20 protein-coding genes are annotated in these 18,784 nt (G+C 40.1%); 10 read left to right on the forward strand and 10 right to left on the reverse strand.

The window, feature by feature from the left end; translation table 11 throughout:
* Positions 1-2: 2 nt before the first annotated feature.
* Positions 3-377, reverse strand: a complete 375-nt coding sequence (locus tag CEF17_RS06075) for a hypothetical protein (RefSeq protein ID WP_100398741.1) — start codon at positions 375-377, stop codon at positions 3-5.
* A gap of 188 nt (positions 378-565) precedes the next feature.
* Here CEF17_RS06075 and CEF17_RS06080 point away from each other — a divergent pair, with 188 nt between their 5' ends.
* The 3 genes from CEF17_RS06080 to CEF17_RS06090 all read left to right on the forward strand — a co-directional run bounded on the left by CEF17_RS06080 (position 566) and on the right by CEF17_RS06090 (position 2,935).
* The gene (locus CEF17_RS06080) at positions 566-1,471 is read left to right on the forward strand and encodes a phosphatase PAP2 family protein (RefSeq protein WP_100398742.1); all 906 of its coding nucleotides are present in this window, start codon (positions 566-568) and stop codon (positions 1,469-1,471) included.
* A 233-nt stretch (positions 1,472-1,704) separates the two neighbouring features.
* Complete coding sequence (locus tag CEF17_RS06085; protein WP_100398743.1) at positions 1,705-2,073, forward strand: DUF2512 family protein; 369 nt, start codon at positions 1,705-1,707, stop codon at positions 2,071-2,073.
* Between the two features lie 139 nt (positions 2,074-2,212).
* Positions 2,213-2,935, forward strand: coding sequence for an endonuclease/exonuclease/phosphatase family protein (locus tag CEF17_RS06090; protein WP_100398744.1), 723 nt, complete (start codon positions 2,213-2,215; stop codon positions 2,933-2,935).
* Positions 2,936-2,974: 39 nt separating this feature from the next.
* On the opposite strand, the gene CEF17_RS06095 is transcribed toward CEF17_RS06090, so the two are convergent.
* The 5 genes from CEF17_RS06095 to CEF17_RS20315 all read right to left on the reverse strand — a co-directional run bounded on the left by CEF17_RS06095 (position 2,975) and on the right by CEF17_RS20315 (position 10,870).
* Entirely contained in the window at positions 2,975-4,303 is a 1,329-nt protein-coding gene (locus CEF17_RS06095; RefSeq protein WP_100398745.1) for a DUF2254 domain-containing protein, read from the reverse strand.
* Positions 4,304-4,454: 151 nt separating this feature from the next.
* Positions 4,455-7,439 carry a PAS domain S-box protein gene (locus CEF17_RS06100; RefSeq protein WP_100398746.1) on the reverse strand — a complete coding sequence of 995 codons (2,985 nt, stop codon included), beginning with the start codon at positions 7,437-7,439 and terminating at the stop codon, positions 4,455-4,457.
* A gap of 141 nt (positions 7,440-7,580) precedes the next feature.
* Positions 7,581-9,221, reverse strand: a complete 1,641-nt coding sequence (locus tag CEF17_RS06105; protein WP_100398747.1) for an alpha/beta hydrolase — start codon at positions 9,219-9,221, stop codon at positions 7,581-7,583.
* Between the two features lie 254 nt (positions 9,222-9,475).
* Positions 9,476-10,228 (reverse strand): ParA family protein, encoded by a 753-nt coding sequence (locus tag CEF17_RS06110; RefSeq protein WP_157842945.1) that lies wholly within the window; start codon positions 10,226-10,228, stop codon positions 9,476-9,478.
* Between the two features lie 504 nt (positions 10,229-10,732).
* Complete coding sequence (locus CEF17_RS20315; RefSeq protein ID WP_198508899.1) at positions 10,733-10,870, reverse strand: hypothetical protein; 138 nt, start codon at positions 10,868-10,870, stop codon at positions 10,733-10,735.
* 414 nt (positions 10,871-11,284) lie between these two features.
* Between CEF17_RS20315 and CEF17_RS20825 the strand changes: the two genes are divergently transcribed.
* The 4 genes from CEF17_RS20825 (at position 11,285) to CEF17_RS06130 (ending at position 13,579) form a co-directional block, all read left to right on the forward strand.
* Positions 11,285-11,413 carry a hypothetical protein gene (locus tag CEF17_RS20825; protein ID WP_269799442.1) on the forward strand — a complete coding sequence of 43 codons (129 nt, stop codon included), beginning with the start codon at positions 11,285-11,287 and terminating at the stop codon, positions 11,411-11,413.
* Positions 11,414-11,782: 369 nt separating this feature from the next.
* A complete protein-coding gene (locus CEF17_RS06120; RefSeq protein ID WP_100398750.1) occupies positions 11,783-12,199 on the forward strand; it encodes an RrF2 family transcriptional regulator in 417 nt (138 codons plus the stop codon).
* A gap of 261 nt (positions 12,200-12,460) precedes the next feature.
* Entirely contained in the window at positions 12,461-12,787 is a 327-nt protein-coding gene (locus tag CEF17_RS06125; RefSeq protein WP_232725425.1) for an IDEAL domain-containing protein, read from the forward strand.
* 81 nt (positions 12,788-12,868) lie between these two features.
* Positions 12,869-13,579: a phosphoadenylyl-sulfate reductase gene (locus tag CEF17_RS06130; protein WP_269799443.1), complete on the forward strand. Its 711-nt coding sequence runs from the start codon at positions 12,869-12,871 to the stop codon at positions 13,577-13,579.
* A 55-nt stretch (positions 13,580-13,634) separates the two neighbouring features.
* On the opposite strand, the gene CEF17_RS06135 is transcribed toward CEF17_RS06130, so the two are convergent.
* Positions 13,635-13,997, reverse strand: a complete 363-nt coding sequence (locus CEF17_RS06135; RefSeq protein ID WP_100398752.1) for a hypothetical protein — start codon at positions 13,995-13,997, stop codon at positions 13,635-13,637.
* A gap of 277 nt (positions 13,998-14,274) precedes the next feature.
* On the reverse strand, positions 14,275-15,258 hold the full coding sequence (gene guaC / locus CEF17_RS06140) for a GMP reductase (RefSeq protein WP_100398753.1): 984 nt from the start codon (positions 15,256-15,258) through the stop codon (positions 14,275-14,277).
* 611 nt (positions 15,259-15,869) lie between these two features.
* On the opposite strand from guaC, the gene CEF17_RS06145 reads away from it, so the two are divergent.
* The 3 genes from CEF17_RS06145 (at position 15,870) to CEF17_RS06155 (ending at position 18,047) form a co-directional block, all read left to right on the forward strand.
* Positions 15,870-16,535 carry a type 1 glutamine amidotransferase domain-containing protein gene (locus CEF17_RS06145; RefSeq protein ID WP_100398754.1) on the forward strand — a complete coding sequence of 222 codons (666 nt, stop codon included), beginning with the start codon at positions 15,870-15,872 and terminating at the stop codon, positions 16,533-16,535.
* A 99-nt stretch (positions 16,536-16,634) separates the two neighbouring features.
* The gene (locus CEF17_RS06150; RefSeq protein ID WP_157842946.1) at positions 16,635-16,925 is read left to right on the forward strand and encodes a putative quinol monooxygenase; all 291 of its coding nucleotides are present in this window, start codon (positions 16,635-16,637) and stop codon (positions 16,923-16,925) included.
* A gap of 192 nt (positions 16,926-17,117) precedes the next feature.
* Positions 17,118-18,047 (forward strand): alpha/beta hydrolase, encoded by a 930-nt coding sequence (locus CEF17_RS06155; RefSeq protein ID WP_100398756.1) that lies wholly within the window; start codon positions 17,118-17,120, stop codon positions 18,045-18,047.
* A gap of 60 nt (positions 18,048-18,107) precedes the next feature.
* Here CEF17_RS06155 and CEF17_RS06160 read toward each other — a convergent pair whose 3' ends face one another.
* Positions 18,108-18,545: a hypothetical protein gene (locus CEF17_RS06160; protein ID WP_100398757.1), complete on the reverse strand. Its 438-nt coding sequence runs from the start codon at positions 18,543-18,545 to the stop codon at positions 18,108-18,110.
* Entirely contained in the window at positions 18,520-18,645 is a 126-nt protein-coding gene (locus tag CEF17_RS20830; protein ID WP_269799444.1) for a hypothetical protein, read from the reverse strand. Before CEF17_RS20830 ends, CEF17_RS06160 begins: the two co-directional genes overlap by 26 nt.
* Positions 18,646-18,784 lie beyond the last annotated feature (139 nt).

The following is an 18,784-nucleotide window of genomic DNA, read 5'->3' on the forward strand; positions in this document are numbered from 1 at the left end:
GATTATTCTACAAGATACCCGGACTTTTGTTCTTCAGGAAGAATATACGGGCTCGAAGGATGTTCGTTAAGGTATTTGGAAACAATAAAGGTTTTCTTCGTTTCCTGGCCGGCTAGTACAAAAGTCATTCGATAAGGATTTACAAATTGAAAGTCGAAGAATTCTAAACGATCTATTTTAACAGAACTGTAGGGGCCAAGGGGGCCGAACTCAAAAATTAAGTTGTCGGAGCTTGTTTTGAAATCATCATCATATTGGCCTCCTATAGATCTGTTAGCCTGATCGATAAGATGCTCAGTGTTATTCACAAGATAGACGTCGTAGGCGTTGTCATAGCTTTCCACCAATGCCAAATAAATACTTGGAATTTCATTCATGCTTCTCACCCCTTCGTATGAAGATTACAATTCAATTATACCCTCAATGACAAACTTTGCCAATAAACTTCAAATAATATTCAAAATTATTTTATTTCTTATAAATTGTAATTTATTCTAACAGGTAAAAGGAAATAGTTCTTTTGTGCAGAAAGTATTTACTTGTAATTTACACAAAGGAGCAGAAGATGAATCAAATTGACATTTTAGAAGCATTTACCGAGTGGCAAAATCCCATACTTACTTTCTTTGCAACGATTTTCACCTTTTTAGGAAATGAAGAATTCTATTTTATTATTCTTCCGTTTGTTTATTGGTGTATATCCAAACCAATAGGCTTTCGGCTTTTTTATGTTTTTTTAGTATCAATCTTTATCAATGCCTTTTTAAAGATTCAATTTGCTGTACAAAGGCCGATCGGGATTGAAGGAATCAACTCTCTGTTTGTTTCTTCAGCAGAAGTGGGGAGCCACTACCCCTACGATTCATTTCCAAGCGGCCACGCGCAAGGATCAATGACCCTTTGGGGATATTTAGCTTTAATCATAAGAAACAAGTGGTTCTCGTTATTTGCAGTTTTCCTTATTTTAAGCATTTCTCTTTCTCGTTTATATGCTGGAGTACATTGGCCAACAGATGTAATAACTGGAATAGGGATTGGACTTGCAGTCATTCTGGCCGGGTTTTTTCTTCAAGAAAAGATTGCTAGCCTGCCAGCAGGTGTACATTGGGGATTGGTTATCGCTTTTCCATTTCTACTGACCGCGATATTCCCCCATTCAGAGGGTTTGAAATACGCAGGGTTCCTCTTAGGAGCGGGGATTGGATATTTACTCGAAAAACAACATGTCCAAATGAAAATTCCGCAAAACTGGCTCAAAAAAAGTATTGCTTTCGGTGTTGGCTTTGTTGGTATCATTGCCTTGCAATCGGGGGTAAAAATAATCTTTCCAGAAACAGCTACTTATGACTTTATAAGATACGGGCTTATTGGGTTATGGGGGCTCCTTGGCGCCCCTTATGTATTTGTAAAGCTTGGTCTTTATCCAACAGGAGGACACTCAACTCAGAATAAGAAAACGTTATCGGCATAAAAAATAACATAATTCAAAGTGAGAGGTCCCGTGTGTTTAAAAAGGCGGGTCCTCTGTTTTTTTGGTGCTTTTAACGGCAGGATCATCACAGCATAGAGAGAAATTGAAACTTTCTTTAAAGACACCTTTTACATGTGTTTTCAGTTATGGAAAATACTACATGGGAAAATTCATTGTGAAAAAAAACTTTTTGTAAAGACTATGGGTGGAGATGAAAAAAGGAGGAATTTCTCTTGAAGCATGTTGTTGCACTTATTATCAAAGTATTAATGGTTGCTGTTGTTTTATTAATTGTTATGACGGGCATGTATGGATACCCGGCTGGAGCTACATTTGGATTAAGCCTTATCATTGCAGGACTCAGCTACTTAGTTGGTGACTTAGGTATTCTTCGCGTTTCTAATAATACTGTAGCAACCATTGGTGATATAGCTTTGGCCGCTGTAGCGATTTGGCTGATCGGGCCGTTAGTGTATGGTACCGGCGTTCCTTTCACCGTTGCTGTTATTTCATCTGTTGTCATCGCTGTAGGAGAGTGGTTCTATCATAAATTTATTGCGGAAGGTGTTCTTCCGGACAGAGAACCTACTCCGCAGTCATAAGTACGATCAAAAAGCAAAAAGCCGGTTTCGTAAACGAAGCCGGCGTTATTTAATTTTAGGAATGCATCAGCCATCGACTGAGCAATGGATACGCTTGCTCTTTTGTTTTTCCATTCATTAGGTGGAGGGAGGAGATAAGATGGAAGTAAAGGTAATGACCTATAACATTCACCATGGCAAGGGAATGGATCGAAAAGTAGATATTAATAGAATTGCAGACGTCATAGCCCAAAGTAACGTAGATATAGTTGGTCTTAATGAGGTAGATAAACACTTTTCCAGGCGCAGCAATCATATGGACCAAATTAGCGTATTAGCTGAAAAATTAAACATGTACGAGGCTTTCAGTGGTTCTCTTACACTAAAATCTAAACAAAGCACACGTCTGCGGCAATATGGAAATGCAATCTTATCCCGCTTTCCGATCCTTACTAAAAAAACTTACCAATTTGATTTTGTCCCCGGCATACTTGAAGGCAGGTCATTCCTGCAGACATCTATCCAAGTAAACAGCAAGGCCGTTTATTTTAACGTAACGCACCTTAGCCTTAATCCGTTTCTCCACCGCATGCAGACTAAGTTTATAATGAATCAGCTTACTGAGAACCCATCTTCTATAATAATGGGAGATTTTAATATGAGACCAGGATCAGAAGGGTGGAGAAAGATAACAAGAAAGGGACAGGATGTTTGGCATTTTGCCGGGAATGGAAAAGGACATACATACCCTTCTCTACAACCAAGATTCAGGTTAGATTATATATTTACCAGTAATAATGTAATTGTTACCGAAGCAAAAGTAGTGACCACTCATCCAAATGCATCAGATCATTTGCCTTTAGTAGCCTGCCTCCGTTTATAATGGAGAACTTCCCAAAGGGACCATACTTTACAAACTCCATTACACAAAGGGTTTGTAGTCTTTTGAATACCCGGCAGCTTGAGATAGCTTATGTAGCTTTTTATTAATAAATTGTTTGTCTAATGAAAGCATAGCCTGATGATCTACTCCCTCAATAATATACTGGGAAAACTCCCATACATTCTTCTTTATTGAAGAATGATTGCTTTCAGCGATTAAAGTTAACGCACCGAGAAGGGAAGAAAGAACAGAGATATCATTCGTTCCGTATTGGCGTATCTGGTAAAAGGATTTATATAAATAATCCAGAAAAGATGGTTTATCATATACCACTCGCAAATTGTTTTCTTTGTCGTTGTGGTAGGCCTGAGGGAGATGCTTCTTGCCCAGCTTTGACAGAATTTTACCTAGATTATCAATGCCATTTATGGCTGTATTGGGGTCATTTACACCCGGGGAAAGAGCCCGCAGGGCAATCTCAACCAGTTTGGTCAGGCCAAACTCAATGTTATCATAAGCAATTTTGCGTATGCCTATGGAAATGTATTTTTGATAGGCCCCATGAATTTCATGTGGCTCTAAAGTATAGATAGAAAGTATGGGGGTGTCCTGGTCTACATATTCTCCGACTTTACGTAATACTTTTACAATTGTATCATCTTTTTCTGCTTGCTTAACTAAGCCGAGTATGTCCACATCCTGGATATATCCTGCTTGATTTCCAGTCAGGGAGATCGCATCTAAATGGGTGAGTTCACCGCTTTCCCAGTCTTGCCACGGTGAATCCTCAGTGAATTCCTTTATGCTGCTGAGGTCATGTTCAATTTTCTCCATTGTTTCCAGAGTGATGGTATGAATTAAATTACTGACCTGAATCCAGCTGCTTACATGATGCACAAAAAATATAAATACAACTAAACATACAATAGCAAAGACAACAGCGATGGCCGGGGAAATATAGCCGGCTTCTGATCCAGGTTCATGAAGAAGAAGCAGAAGAAGGATGGTATAAATAAAGCCTCCGGAAAACACGCCGAGTACACGCTGAGTATTCCGATCAGTGATAAAATTATGCAGAGCACGAGGCGAAAACTCAGATAAGTACGTGGTCAGGACGACAAGAATGGTAGAAAAGGTAATTGTTGTCATGGTCAGCAATGAAGCAGAAATAGAGCTTAAAATGGTTTCTGCCCGATCAAGATCCGAAAACAATAAGTCAGGAAGAATTTGATTTATCATGTCAAACCGGTAAAGGTTTACATCAATCTGTAAGCTGACGTATGCAAAAAGGCATGCAAACAAACCATACACCAAAGGAAGGTACCAAAACCGTGACCGAAGCCAATGGACAAAATGGTGTAATGACATTGGAGCTCCTCCTTTGTACGTTTTACCCCTAGGTTGTGCGAGGGAAGGAAGGATTATCCATAATTAATGGAAGGATAAGAAGAAAAACCTCCCTGCCAGGGAGGCTTTTCATCTGAAAATAGCATTTGCCAGGGTAAAGTTTCTTTCTTGATCATTCCTCTTGCAAAGGGAGTTTGATGGTGACTGTGGTGCCTTGTCCTTCCACACTGTTTATGTCAATTCGGCCATCGTGGTCTTCGATAATCTTAAAACAGACCATTAACCCAAGGCCTGTGCCTTTTTCTTTGTTGGAAAAGAAGGGTTCTCCAAGTCTTTGTATTCTTTCAGAAGGTATGCCGACACCTTCATCAGTAATCCTTATTTCCAAACAGGAATCAGTAATCTGGGTCTTTACAGACAAAACCCCGCCTGTAGGCATCGCTTCCATTGCGTTTTTGATGATATTTAAAAATACCTGTTTCATTTGGTTTTGATCACAGTTTATCAGGGCATTTTCAGCATGAAGGCTTGTCTGTATAGTAATATTATTTAATAGCGCCTGGGCTTCAATGATAGAAAGAATATTTCTCAGTACGGTGATAATGTCTTCTTGTTTGAAGTTGACTGCCTGCGGCTTAGCCAATGTAAGAAACTCATTGATAATCATTTCGATTCTGCTTAATTCTGAAAGCATTAACTCTGTATATTCTTTTTCAATTTTATCCTCGAATAATTGAGTGAAGCCTTTAATAGAAGTTAGAGGGTTGCGTACCTCATGGGCAACAGCTGCTGCAAGCTGGCCTATAACTGACAGTTTTTCCGATCTGCGCAGGAGCTCCTCTGTTTTCTTTCGGTCGCGAATATCTCTTGAAATAGCTGAAATACCGGATATATTGCCGTGTTTATCTCTGATAGGAGAATAAGTTATACTGACTTCAAATAACTCTCTATTTTTTGTTTTTCTCTTTGTTTCATAGTCCACGACTTTCTCGCCTTTTTTCACTCGTTCAAGGAGCGCATTCGTTTCCTCTTGTAATTCTTCGGGAATTAAATTCGTTTGAAGAATGTTAGGATCGTCTGGTGAGTAACCATAGAGAGAGTAAAAGGCAGGGTTTGCTTTCAGCAGTTCTCCGTTTAGCTTAAAAATAAGAATGGCATCAGCGCTATTATTAAAAACAGCTTCAAGAAGTTCTTTCGTTTCTTTTAATTCCCCTTCCATTTCCTTGCGAACAGAGATGTCGCGTCCTATAGTGACCATATACTTTTTCTCGTTGTGATCACTAAATTGGGGCGCTTTTACAATTTCATAGGTTCGAGGCTCGCCATCAGAATGGACCATCTCTTGTTCATATTGAATAAATTCTCCTTTTTCCCAGGCTTCTTTATCTTTTTTCTCCCACTCTGTCTTCTCTACTTGAGAGAACCATCCTGGATTCCACTTGCCTTGAGAACCTGTTTGCGTATAGCTGAGCAATTGCTTTGCCGATTCATTTAATTCAATAAGCCTTCCGTCTTTATCCTGGAAAATAACAAATTCAGGCATTGAATTCAGCAGGACCCTGAGCTCCTCTTCACTTTCTCTTAAGCGCTCCTGTGCAAGTTTTTTATCTGTAATGTCGTTTACTATGCAATAAACTCCCACGGTTTTTCCACCAAGAATAACAGGGATATTCGTAATAAGGAAATAAACGGGATGGCCATTTTTGTTAAGACCGACAGTTTCATAGGAAACAGCCTCGCCATTTACGGCTCTTTGAAAATACCAGTCTGTACTTTCAATGTAATCTGGATGAATATATTGCTGGTAGTAACCATTAAATTCTTCTTTACGATAAGGAAGCATTTTTTCCAGGGGACCGTTGGCCGAGACAATCTTCCCATCCAAGTTAAAGAGAGCAACAGGGTTAGCATTATAATGAAAGAGAGACTTATAGTGCTGTTCGCTTTCTTCGAGCTTTTTTTCAGCGATTTTCTGCTCAGTAATATCCCTGCTTATAACAATAATACGGTATATATCACCATTGTTATTTCCTTTAAGGACGGGCTTTGCATTGCAGGCTACTGTGATATATGTGCCGTCCTTCCTTCTGAATCTCACCTCTATATAGCCTTCTTGCTTTGATTCATGTAAGCAGCTGATTTTTTCCTCAACTTCTGGACGGTCGTCTGGATGAATATAATCAAGTACACTCTTTTGTTCTAATTCCCCTCCAGAATATCCTGTAATGGGCAAGTGGGAAGGAGACGCATATATAACACAGCCCTCTTTGTTGAGAACAGTAATAGCGTCTCCGGCATAATTAGCGATCATCTCATATTCCTGTTTTTCTACCTGTTCCCATTTCTCTTTCATTTTTGTATGCCTGATAGCAAGGGCAATTAGACAGCTGCAGACATGTAGCAGCTTTATATCGTGCTCCGTTGGTGCTGAAGAAGCATTATGGTACATTGTAAAAATGCCCGCGATGTTTCCGTCTATGATTATAGGTTCGCACCAAATTGAGCGTATATCGTATGAAGAAAGAAAGTGGTAATAATTACTCAACTTTTCATTTTCCGAAAGGTCATAAACAAAAGAAGATCTATTAGCATGTACAGTTTCTCCATAGAGGCCGTCTTCTTTTGTGAGCCTTCGTCCATTAAGCCTTGGAGGCAAGCATTCTGTAAGAGTAGGGGAGATCACATCTGCTGCTTTATTTTCGTCTTCTAAAAGGACTAGAGAGTAGTGGGGACTCATCCCAAGCTCTTGTTTCACCACATCAGACAGGGCTGTAAGAATGTCAAGGAGTGAACCTCCATCTAATATTCTATTTGTCATCGTTTCTTTAATTTCAAAAAGTTTTTCAAATGTCGTCAGAGAATGGTTCCATTGAAAAAGGAGGTGCTGTTCATCCAGTACCGTCATATCAGCTGTTTTGAGGCTGCCATTTAGGAGGATTTCCACTTTCTCAGCAGCTTGTTTTGACATAAAAGCTTTGGGCGATAATGTGTACTCTTTAACAACGCTTTCATAAGCAGCAGGTAAATATTGATAGAGGTTGCTGCCGGTTACATCTTCTGCAACTTTTTTCCCTGCATCATTTATAAAAACAATTTTCCCATCTGAATTTGTAATCATAAGAGGAATTTGTATTTTATTAAAAAGGTTCTGAAACATGAGTATATTCTAACTCCTTTGTACAGCAATTACTCGTACAACAGCTTTTTTCCAGCTCATAAGAAAGGAGAAAGTAAGCTGTCGCGCCTATTTCTAGAGTAACAGATTCCATAAGAGCGTGGTATAACTTCCTCCAGTTTTTTACTGAAATTGATATAAGAACCTTTCCATATAATAAAGAAACGTCTGGTTATAGTAGCCAGGAAAATAGGAAACGCAGGCATGCCCCCCAAAAGGAGCCAACAAAAGTGCTGATTGTAAATTGTATTGTTTGTAAGTCTGGTCAAAAGCCTGGGCAACAAATGGAGGTACCAGACCATCGTGTGTTCCTTGGAAAACAAGTGCCGGTGGACTTTTTTCAGAGATAAGCCGAGCTGGATCTGTCAGTTCCTTTGTCCCTTCTATCTCTAAATAAGGGGCTAACCCATTTGCAGGATAGACAGAAATAATCCCTTTCACATGAAGTGATGGATTAATAAAATCATGCACTCCATTAGCGCCAAGTCCTGCAGCATTGGCTAATTGCCCGCCGGCAGAAGCTCCTGAAACAAAGACAGAATTCAAATTAGCACCATATTCCTGGTGGTGCTTAGCCAGGTAGTCTGTAAAAATACCAATATGGCGGACCATATCATCTATGGAAAAACCGGCCACAATGTTTTCTGGCACCTGGGAAAAGGAAAAGAGTTTCTCCTCGTGGCTGAGACCGTATTGAACATCAAAAACAACAAAACCCTGGCTTGCAAAATATTTATTTACCTGGGGATTATTAGAAGAACCTTTATCTCCGGCTGTCCACCCACCGCCATGAATCCTGATCAGCACAGACTGTTTACCAGGAAGGTCTGTTTTCCCTTCTGGAGGAAGATAGGCATCAAATTTCAGCTTGATACCTTTGTCAGGACCAGTGGTCCCTTCATAATAAGGGATGTTTTCGATCACCCGGTACTCCCCAGATCGTTTTCCAAAAAAATAGTCAGGAAGGGAAAAAGGTATGTTCATCATCGTTTGAGATTTTGCCTCTAAAGAAATTAAAGGCTCAGAGGTTATTTCAAAGCTTTGTGTATAGGTCTCCTCTGCATCAACCAGCCAGAAGGGGGTCACAGCCAGCGGGATCAAAAAGACGGATGCAGACCAAACCCCGCCAATGAGTACTGATTTATAGAAAAAAGAGCTTTTTCTGTTTCTGTGCATTTTTAAGAGGAGGCCTGTTAAAGCAAGATAGACAAGGCTGAAAAATACGGCATACTGGGGAAATGTCATTTCGATAATTCCTGCACTTTTCCCGATAATTAAATGAACGGAAGCGTATACACCAATGAAAATGGTGATGGTCAGCAGTATTGTTATCCCTTTTACGGTCAGGCTGTCTGGTATTGCCTTTTCAGAATATGATGCACGCTTATGTAATTTCATGAAAGTTACTATTAAACCTAGAAAGAGTAGAGAAAAGAGCAATACAACTGTAAGCGTGCTTCGAGATGACAAATGGCTAATATTTATTGAAGCGGCTCGGTTTAAGAGAGGAATGGCCACAAAGAATCCGGCGGTTGCCAGTAAATAAAGATAATCGATCCATGAATGAGGGCTTGGCGTAATCGCTGCGACTATATTGCCCAGCAAAGTTAACAGAAGAAGGACCCCAAGGGCATTCCACCAGACATGAAGGGGAGCTGTGGCTAGATATACAGTGCAAAGAAGCAGAGTGAGGATATTGGCACAAAGCAGAAGGATATAGAGCCTTTTATGAAGGTTGTCTGCAGATCTACACAATTGGACCATAACAGCCTCTCCTTGTCAAAATTCAGTTGCCAAATAAGTTCTCACTATTAAGATGCACAGCATAGGGAAAATTACACTTAAAATTTGGACTATTTTATTCGGCATCCTAGTGTATTAGTTATTTTAAGTTAACTATTCTTATCGGAGTAATCAGGTTAATGAGGTAAAAAATGGCTGTTGAGAAGTATTCTCAACAGCCTGACCAGCAGCAAGGCTGGTTTCATTAGTCAGGAGAAATCCAAACGGAAGATGCTTCACTCTGCCTTTTTTAATTCCTCTAAAAGTTCCTGGTATACAGAAAGGTGTTCAGGCTTTTGTGAGATGGATCCGGAAGTTTTCGGAGTGTTGGCCACAAATGTTTCAAACATAGGAATCCTTTCAGTTACACAATAGCGCCTTGTTTCCTGCATAATCTGCTGGTGAAGGGTGGTTTCAAAATTTACTTTGACGGCAAATACACCTGCAATTTCAAGAGAAGGATGATACCTCTTACTAAAGTCTTTGATTGTTTTAATCACCCGCTGTAAAGATCGCAGTGAGGATGAATCGGGCGCGTAAGGGATGAGTACCTGATCAGCAAACTGGATAGCGTTCCCTGACAGCAAGGAAAAGTTTGAAGGCGTGTCCAGTAATATGTAATCATAGGTTTCTCGCAGCTTGGTGCACTTTTCCTTTATTAAATTAAAGGGTGCAGGGTACTTTTCTGGATTGCCTATGACTTCAATATCCACTCCTGCTAAATCATCGTTTGCAGGCAAGAGGTCAATGTAGCGATGAACAGCAGCTGTGATTTTTGAAGGATCAACGTCTTTCATAATCACCTCATAAAGGCTTGTTAAAAAATTATCAATTGTGCTGACAAAAGAAAGGGAGACATCTGCTTCATAATTGGTGTCTATGATTAAAACTTTTTTTCCTTCCTTGGCTAAGTTTCTGGCTAAACTGATAACTGTTGTAGTTTTTAAACTTTCACTCTGATTATTATATATACAAATTACTTTCCCCATATCGATGTTCCTTTCTTTCATATAATAAGACTAACAATAATACGTCGTTAGCAAGAGTCCTGCGCCGATATAATAGATATTCTGTAGAATCTTCCTCTTGCCTTTTTAGTCAATAGAAAAATAGTAAGTAAGGTAAGAGTAAACTATTTCCCTAGTCCCTGCTACCCTAATCGTATGAGAATTAAAAAAGAATATAAATAAAACTAAAGATTCAAATTAACGGCTTCTAGTTTTTTAGCTCAGTCCCCTAAAGGAAAGAAACGCGGCCAGCTCGAAACACGTCACGTAAAACATGAGGGAGACATGTCCATCAATCGATGTGAATGGTTTGGCAGATGATTAGAGCTAGAGCTGTTTGGGATCCAGAGAAGGAAAAACGGGTGTATACATACTGGTAACTCGAGTAACCGGGAGACAGGAAATTAGGATAGGGGGTTCGCTCATACTTGAAATAGAAAAAAGAACCAGCTTTCTGCCGGTTCTTTTTTCTTTATTTTATGTTTTTTACTGAAACTCAGCTGCAATCTCACAGCCTTTTTTGTAGTTTTCTTCTCGTGAAGCTTCAACGATCATTCGTTTATCGAGGCATCTGTCATATTCCGCGTATCCAAACCCGTGGGATTGGTACATCGCTTTTTCCATTTCAGTTGTGTGATTGGAGCTTATCCTATGGATGTCCGATCAACCCTTTCAAAATGTTTTTTTGACAGTAATAATCGTAGCACGAAGGGTAATAGTAAAACAAAAGCGATATACTGTTAAATTTTCTGACAAATCACTCTATATCTTATTTGTTTTGTTTGGTATGTTTTCTTCCTAATAAAACGAATAAATGCTCCTTATTCCTCTGCTTTTTGCTTTTCTCTCAAAATTTGTTGGGAATATAACAAACTAAGTGGCAGATAGTTGAGAAAGATAAAAAAGTTATGAAAAGGAAGGTGGGGTAAGAATAAGATTTAAATGTTTAACGGAAATTAATACGGGAAATCAATAAAATTGGATAACAAAGAATTTTTTCATCTTACGATCGTCCATCACTGTGAGGAGGAATTTCAATTGTTACTTGCAAAAAAGCTTTTATCTGTTTACTACAAGCCCAAGGAAATGGGTCTTTTAAAGTGTTACCGCAAATGGGGGTATCAGCCTTTTAAAGTGATCGATGGATATAAATATGAAAAAAGATAATAATTTTCCCTCTTAAAAGCAGCCAAAGGGTGCTTTTTTTGTTGAGAACACGAATTGCACCTGATTACGGAGGGGGGAAGGGGAAGCAAATTATTTTTTCTGGGATCTGTGTTAGACCTATTCTCCTTTGCATACAGCGGAAAGGCGTCAGGCTAGCTTTATTAAATAAAGATCTAAAAAAACATTTGCCATGGCCGCAGCCTGTTATAAACAAAAAACGGGCATCCTTCTTAGCAAACAAAGATGTAACGAAAAAGTGGTAATATCATTGACAATCATAACTGTAATGTATATTATTACAGTTATAGGTCAACAAAGATGTTGATGACTCACTTATCATTTAGTGAATGTTTGCAGGAGGCCATGGAAATGAACAGTAATTTTACACTAGCCGTACACAGCCTTACGCTTCTTGCCTTGAAACCAGACCGAATGTCTACAAGCGAGGCGATAGCAGAAAGTGCGTGTGTGCACCCAGTACGGATAAGGAAAGTGTTAAGTTTACTGCGAAAGCATGAGTTTATTACTTCAAAGGAAGGTACTGGCGGTGGATTTATTTTTGCGCTTGATCCTGGTCAGATAACATTGTGGGATATTTACCAAGTTACCTCTGAAGGAGCTTTGCAGCCTAAGTGTCCCGATTCTAATGAGGACTGTATTGTTGGGGCGAACATGAAAAATGTCCTGCTGCATATATTTTTAGGAGCAGAAGAGCACCTTGGTGAATATTTAAAAGATTATACAATCAGAGAAGTTGTTAACTTTATCTATATTAAACAAAAGTAATTGACAAGGGAATAAATGTTTTAAGATAATAAACATTGAGGAAGCGTAAAGCTTTCTTTTCAGTTATTTTAAATGTAACAAAAATGACTACAGATAAAAAAGAGCATAGAGAAAGAAATATACGTTAGCAATATGGGAAAAACGGAAATACAATATATAAATAGTGAGGGTAACGGCCGATGTGTCAATGAAAAAGAGCCGCTGAAGGAATCAGAATGGACTGATTCAGGTCGGACAAATACCACAGGAAGGTGAATGCTATTGTTTACAGTAAGTAAAGCATTTGTTGAAGAAAGCTGCTGGGTAACAGGAAAGACACCAAATGGAGAGCTGATCATAGGGTATATTGACAAGATTGATCCGGCAAAGGACATCGTAAGAGTCACAGTAGTCAACTCTGATAACGAGGATATAGTGGGAGATACAATTGAAATGCTTCACCACTGGGTCGAAACAATTCCGAGCTCATTTGAAAAAAGTAAAACACAGCTTGAATTTCTTATAGATCTGGCTTTAGAAACGAAAGATGAAGAATGGTTCTTAGAGCTTTCTGCAGAATGGAAGAAAAAAGAGCAAAAGGAATTATAATAAGGAAAATGTTTTCTTTCATCAGTGGCTTGCAAATCCTTACAACCAGACAGGTGCTGAACGATAAACGGAGGTGAGGGTTTGATTTTAGATTACCCGACTACCACACAAGATGAAGTGGAAAAAGTTAATGAGGAATTAGACGGCAGGAATGCGTTGGACATTGTGAAATGGGGATATGAAACGTACGGTGACGATCTTGTGTACGCATGCAGTCTTGGAGCCGAGGGGATGGTTCTCCTTGATCTTATCAATCGAGTGAAACCGGGAGCAAGAGTAGTCTTTCTTGATACAGACTTTCACTTTAAGCAGACTTACGATCTACTGAAAAAAGTGAGAGAATATTTTCCGGATCTTTCGATAGAGTCCATTAAGCCTGAGCTTTCCGTGAAGGAGCAGTCTGAACAGTACGGTGATAAACTATGGGAAACAGCTCCTGATAAATGCTGTGCTTTGCGAAAGCTGGAACCATTGGAAAAAGAGTTGTCCAAGCATAAAGCCTGGATGTCTGGCTTGCGTCGAGAACAGTCTCCAACCCGAAAGAATACGCAATTTGTCAATATTGACAATCGTTTTCAATCCATTAAAATTGCTCCCCTGATTCATTGGACCTGGGATGAGGTATGGGAGCATATTAAAGAAAATAACCTTCCTTATAACATTCTTCATGACCAGAACTTTCCAAGCATCGGCTGCTTTCATTGTACGTCAGCTGTACTTGATGGGCAGGATTCAAGAAGCGGAAGATGGAGCGGCAGCGGTAAAACAGAATGCGGACTTCATAAGGAATAAGTAAAGAAGCGATCCTCTTTTGAGAGATCGCTTCTTTTGATATGGAAAGTGAGAATTATCTGCTTTGGGCAAAGATGGTATAAATTACGTCTTCTGTCTCCAACTTGACTCCGTTGTTGTCTTTTTCGGTTTTTATCTCTCCACCTAATGGAATCTCGTATACATCACTAGGGAGATCAGTTGGTCCTTCATCAGTTTGAACTGTACCGGATCCATGAAGAATGATTTCTTTAGATGGAATGTAATCATCAATGGACGCTTTATTGTTTTTGACGTCTACAGAATCTAACGTAAACCGGACATTATCTGTATTCATCACTTCATCTTTCCCGGTTTCCAGTTCTTCTTTTTTGATAAAAAGGATATTTCCTTTTTGGGATTCCAGCCATTGTGATACTTGATCTATTTGCTGATCCAATTCATAAGCCTCCTTTAGTGAAATTTTCCATTCCTTTATCTTTACCCCAATATGACCATTTCATTCCTGAAAAGAAGTCAGGAAAAGGTAAATGTCGGCTGTAAATGAAGGGCTCTTAATTCCTTACCCTATGGCTTTCATATGTTAAACAGAAATGAAGCCAAAGGAGGGAAATACGGTAAAAAAAAGCACAAGGCTCCAAAATGGAGCCCGTGCTCGTTAAAATATCGTAAGCTAGGTTGGTTATCTCCCAAAAGGGGAGAAATTAACGTAGTTGTTAAAATACTTTGTCACCATTAAAGATAGAATTCTTTACGATTACATAGTCCACGGTACGAATTGATTCCAGCTTATTTCCTCCGGCATAGGAGATTGCTGATTGAAGATCCTGCTCCATTTCAGTTAATGTATCATGAAGAGATCCTTTGTGCTCAACGTACATTTTCTTGCCTTCCACGTTTCTTTTTTCCCCTTTTTGGTACTCTGAAGCTGAACCAAAATATTCTTTGTAAAGATTTCCGTCTTTTTCAACTGTTTCACCAGGAGATTCTTCATGACCGGCAAATAGAGAACCGATCATAACCATTGTTGCACCAAAGCGTACAGATTTAGCAATATCACCATGAGTCCGAATCCCGCCATCGGCTATTATTGGCTTACTTGCAGCTTTAGCACACCAGCGAAGGGCTGCCAGCTGCCAGCCGCCAGTTCCAAACCCTGTTTTAATTTTGGTAATACATACTTTTCCTGGGCCAATCCCCACTTTTGTCGCATCTGCACCAGCGTGCTCTAATTCTCTTACTGCTTCCGGTGTACCGACATTTCCAGCAATGACAAAGCTCTCAGGGAGGTGCTTTTTAATGTGCTGAATCATGTTGATGACAGAGTTTGAATGGCCATGGGCAATATCTATGGTGATGAACTCAGGAGAAAGTTCTTCAGCTTTTAGCTGTTCAATGAAAGAGTACTCTTCCTCCTGGACTCCAACACTAATTGAGGCAATTAATCCACTTTCTTTCATATCTTTAATAAAATCTATCCGAGTTTCTGGTTCGAAACGATGCATTACATAAAAGTAATCGTTTTCAGCTAGGAACCTTGCGATCTGTTCGTCTATGATTGTCTGCATGTTTGCTGGTACAACAGGCAGCTTAAAGCTATGCCCGCCTAGAGTAACGGTTGTATCACATTCAGAACGGCTGTTAACTACACATTTTGCAGGAATTAATTGAATGTCTTCATAATCAAATACATTGTCCATAATTTACACTCCTAAAAACGAATGATGTAGAGTAAGGGACTTTTAATTGTTCGTCCCTTAGGTAATTTACATCATTTCACGAAAGATGTCAAAGCCTTTTTGTAATATTGTTAGGATTTAACCTTACGTTAACCAGAAAATAGAGCTTAAAAGTTTTAATTCCCTAGAAAAAACAGATACGCCATGGTGCCAGGCACCGCTGCCTGGATGTAACATAAATGAAGAGGATCCCGTGATGTAATGGGGAAGTTATGTTACAGAGAATAGTGGTGCCAGGCACCGCTTCCTGGATGTAACAGAAATCGAGAGGAACCTGTGATGTAGTGGGGAAGTTATGTTACAGAGAATAGTGGTGCCAGGCACCGCTGCCTGGATGTAACATAAATGAAGAGGAACCCGTGATGTAGTGGGGAAGTTATGTTACAGAGAATAGTGGTGCCAGGCACCCTCATAGGCACCCTCATAAGGCACCTTAGAATAATCTTCTGCCTTGGGTGTAAACTAACCCCGTCTAACTGTTATGTATAAGCATATTGTTTGTCGGTTCTTTTCCTAAGGTCGTAAAATTAGGGTGCAACGTTAAAAAACAACACGTAGGAGGGGCTATTCACATGGCTAATAAACGAGTATTAATGGTAGTAACAAATCATACAACGATCTCAGCCGATCATAAAACCGGCCTTTGGTTAGAGGAGTTTGCTGTGCCGTATAATATCTTTAAGGAAAAAGGTTACGAGGTCAAGGTAACCAGCATTAAAGGCGGAGAGGTGCCTCTTGACCCAAACAGTATTCCTGAAGAGAAAAATGAAAAATGGCATGAGGCTGAAGAGGAATTAAAAAACACTGCAAAATTAAGCAGTGACGATGCCAATGGCTTTGACGCTGTTTTCCTGCCTGGAGGCCATGGAACCATGTTTGACTTTCCGGAGAATGAAACCCTGCAGCAGGTTCTACAGGAATTTGCAGAAGAAGACAAAGTCATTGGCTCTGTATGCCACGGACCAGCTGGTCTGGTTAATGTCACCTATAAGGATGGCACTCCACTAGTTAAAGGGAAGAAAGTGAATGCCTTTACGGATGAGGAAGAAAGAGGTATGAAGCTGGAAAAAGAAATGCCATTTTTACTTGAATCAAAGCTCCGTGAAAAAGGAGGAGAATTTGTTTCAGGGGAAAGCTGGAAGGATTTCTCCGTCCGCGATGGAAACCTGGTAACAGGACAAAACCCTATGTCCAGTGAAAGTGCCGCCCATAAAGTGGTAGAAGCCATAGAAAGTTAAGAGCAGGAAGCGTATAATATCATTGGGAAGGGAACTCCTAATATAAGGGAGTTTCCTTTTTTATAAGCAATTACAAATAAAAAAACGAGGAGGTAAATGATGTATATCGTCCATGTATCTATGAAAGTGAAAGAAGATGAAGTCAACAATTTTATTGAGGTGGTAGAAGACAACCGAAAGCACAGCATTGAGGAAGAAGGAATCGTTCAGTTTGACGTCTTTCAAGAAAAGGAGGAACCCTCCCGCTTTTTAATTATTGAAGTCTATAAAGCACCTGAAGACCAGGCAAAGCACCGTGAAACAGAACATTTTGCACGGTTTAAAGAAAGAGTTCCTGAATTGCTTGAAGAGCCTTATACAATTACTACATATAATAATGTATTTGCGTAAGGGCAGCGAGGGGCCACAGACAGTTACATCACTTTGTTATACCAGGCTGAATTTCTATGCCTGGTATTTTTTCTTTCTTGTTCTAGGAGAAGGGGGCGGACATATATTTTTCTCAGGGTGAAAGAGACCTGAAGGGGATGTGAAAGGATGTAAGTAAAAAGAGACAACACATATTGAGGGGAGGAATGAAGGATGGCACTGGATCCACAGTCTAAAGATCTTTTAAAACAGATAAAGGCAGCTGGCAGACCGCCGACACATGCTTTAACACCAGCGGAGGCAAGGGCAGCAACTGATTTCTCAAGTTTCTCTGGAGAGCCAGAGCATGTAGGGAAGGTAGAAAACAAATTGATACCAGGCCCTGAAGGACAGATACCCATACGTATCTACACTCCAGAAGGGGAAGGGCCATTTCCTGCCTTGGTTTACTTTCATGGTGGAGGGTGGGTAGCAGGGGATCTCGATGGAGTAGACGTGTCATGCCGTTTACTTACTAATCGCGCTCATTGTATAGTCATATCTGTAGACTACAGGCTTGCTCCTGAGCATAAATACCCTGCAGCCGTGGAAGATGCCTACGCCGCTGTAAAATGGACAGCTGAGCAAGGGCACACTATACGAGCGGACCCGGAATGGATAGCTGTAGGCGGGGACAGTGCCGGCGGAAATCTTGCTGCCGTTGTATCCTTAATGGCAAGGGACAAACAAGAAGTGTCTTTGAGGTATCAGATGCTAATTTATCCTGTAACCCATCATGCCTATACTACAAGGTCATATGAAGAAAACGGTGACGGGTACCTTTTGACAAAAGACACGATGAAATGGTGCTGGGATCATTACTTAAACAGCCCAGAAGAAGGAAGGGAGCCATATGCTTCCCCTTTGCTTGCAAAAGATCTAACGGGGCTGCCTCCAGCCTTAGTTGTTACTGCCGGTTTCGATCCCCTTCGTGATGAGGGGAGAGCGTATGCTGAACGTCTGAAACACGCCGGTGTCTATGTAGAAGAGGCTCATTATGACGAGTTGATGCATGGCTTCTTTTGGATGCCAGGGGTTATAGATCAAGGAAAGAAAAGTATTGAGAAGGCAGCAGTTTCTTTGAAACAGGCTTTTAACAAGTAGCTGCCTGCAATCAATTAATAAGGGACACTTCCTATTGTAAAAAAGTGTCCCTTATTTTGTTTATGGATGATGGCCCGGAGCGATTAACGCACCAAAGTAGCTGTCATCTTCAGGCTCGCCTTCTAAAATGAGAATAAAGGTTCCAGCCTCCTCTTCCCTGAAGGGGTTGTAGTCTTCCAACTTCTCAAAGGAATCTGCCACCAAATCACTTTGGTAAACAAGGACTTTTCTGAAATAATCAGGCTCTTCATAAGCATCTACTTCCACTGCATCCTCAGGCATCATACCCCGAAGTTCCTCAAGCACTTCACTTTCCGTTCTTCTTGGTTCATCAGTCATTTCAAATTGGGCAGTAACTGAATTTGCTATGCCTTCCAGAAAAGAAACGAGAATGTAATCATCATGGTAACTGATAAGCGTATCACCCTCCTGTGTAGGCTCCCCGTAATTCTCCTCAAACACTTCTTTTCCATCACCGATGCTCCCTGTTTCGCTCACTTTCTCTTTCTTCTGCTGATGTTTCTTCAGAACTGCCGTCCCCGCACGCTGTTAACAGGACTAAGGCAGACAGTCCAAAGGTTAGCCATTTCTCTTTCATCATGCGTCCCCCTGCTTTCCATTTATGTAACTACGAATATTATATTAGTATAATTATCATCAGAAAATATAACAAGCTGTTTCAAAGTGTATCAGCAAAAAAAGAGCGGGTGAGCATATTTCTTGTTTCAAAATACAGT

The sequence above is a fragment of the Bacillus sp. FJAT-44742 genome, assembly GCF_002797315.1.
Classification (GTDB): domain Bacteria; phylum Bacillota; class Bacilli; order Bacillales; family Marinococcaceae; genus Thalassorhabdus; species Thalassorhabdus alkalitolerans.

Bases quoted from the DNA above. Each gene is read 5' to 3' on its own strand.
- CEF17_RS06080 (WP_100398742.1), top strand. From the start codon at position 566: ATGAATCAAATTGACATTTTAGAAGCATTTACCGAGTGGCAAAATCCC.
- CEF17_RS20830 (WP_269799444.1), bottom strand. From the start codon at position 18,645: ATGAAAGAGAAATGGCTAACCTTTGGACTGTCTGCCTTAGTCCTGTTA.
- CEF17_RS06105 (WP_100398747.1), bottom strand. From the start codon at position 9,221: ATGGTCCAATTGTGTAGATCTGCAGACAACCTTCATAAAAGGCTCTAT.
- CEF17_RS06150 (WP_157842946.1), top strand. From the start codon at position 16,635: ATGTATATCGTCCATGTATCTATGAAAGTGAAAGAAGATGAAGTCAAC.
- guaC (WP_100398753.1), bottom strand. From the start codon at position 15,258: ATGGACAATGTATTTGATTATGAAGACATTCAATTAATTCCTGCAAAA.
- CEF17_RS20315 (WP_198508899.1), bottom strand. From the start codon at position 10,870: ATGGAAAAAGCGATGTACCAATCCCACGGGTTTGGATACGCGGAATAT.
- CEF17_RS06090 (WP_100398744.1), top strand. From the start codon at position 2,213: ATGGAAGTAAAGGTAATGACCTATAACATTCACCATGGCAAGGGAATG.
- CEF17_RS06145 (WP_100398754.1), top strand. From the start codon at position 15,870: ATGGCTAATAAACGAGTATTAATGGTAGTAACAAATCATACAACGATC.
- CEF17_RS06100 (WP_100398746.1), bottom strand. From the start codon at position 7,439: ATGTTTCAGAACCTTTTTAATAAAATACAAATTCCTCTTATGATTACA.
- CEF17_RS06120 (WP_100398750.1), top strand. From the start codon at position 11,783: ATGAACAGTAATTTTACACTAGCCGTACACAGCCTTACGCTTCTTGCC.
- CEF17_RS06110 (WP_157842945.1), bottom strand. From the start codon at position 10,228: ATGGGGAAAGTAATTTGTATATATAATAATCAGAGTGAAAGTTTAAAA.
- CEF17_RS06155 (WP_100398756.1), top strand. From the start codon at position 17,118: ATGGCACTGGATCCACAGTCTAAAGATCTTTTAAAACAGATAAAGGCA.
- CEF17_RS06075 (WP_100398741.1), bottom strand. From the start codon at position 377: ATGAATGAAATTCCAAGTATTTATTTGGCATTGGTGGAAAGCTATGAC.
- CEF17_RS06095 (WP_100398745.1), bottom strand. From the start codon at position 4,303: ATGTCATTACACCATTTTGTCCATTGGCTTCGGTCACGGTTTTGGTAC.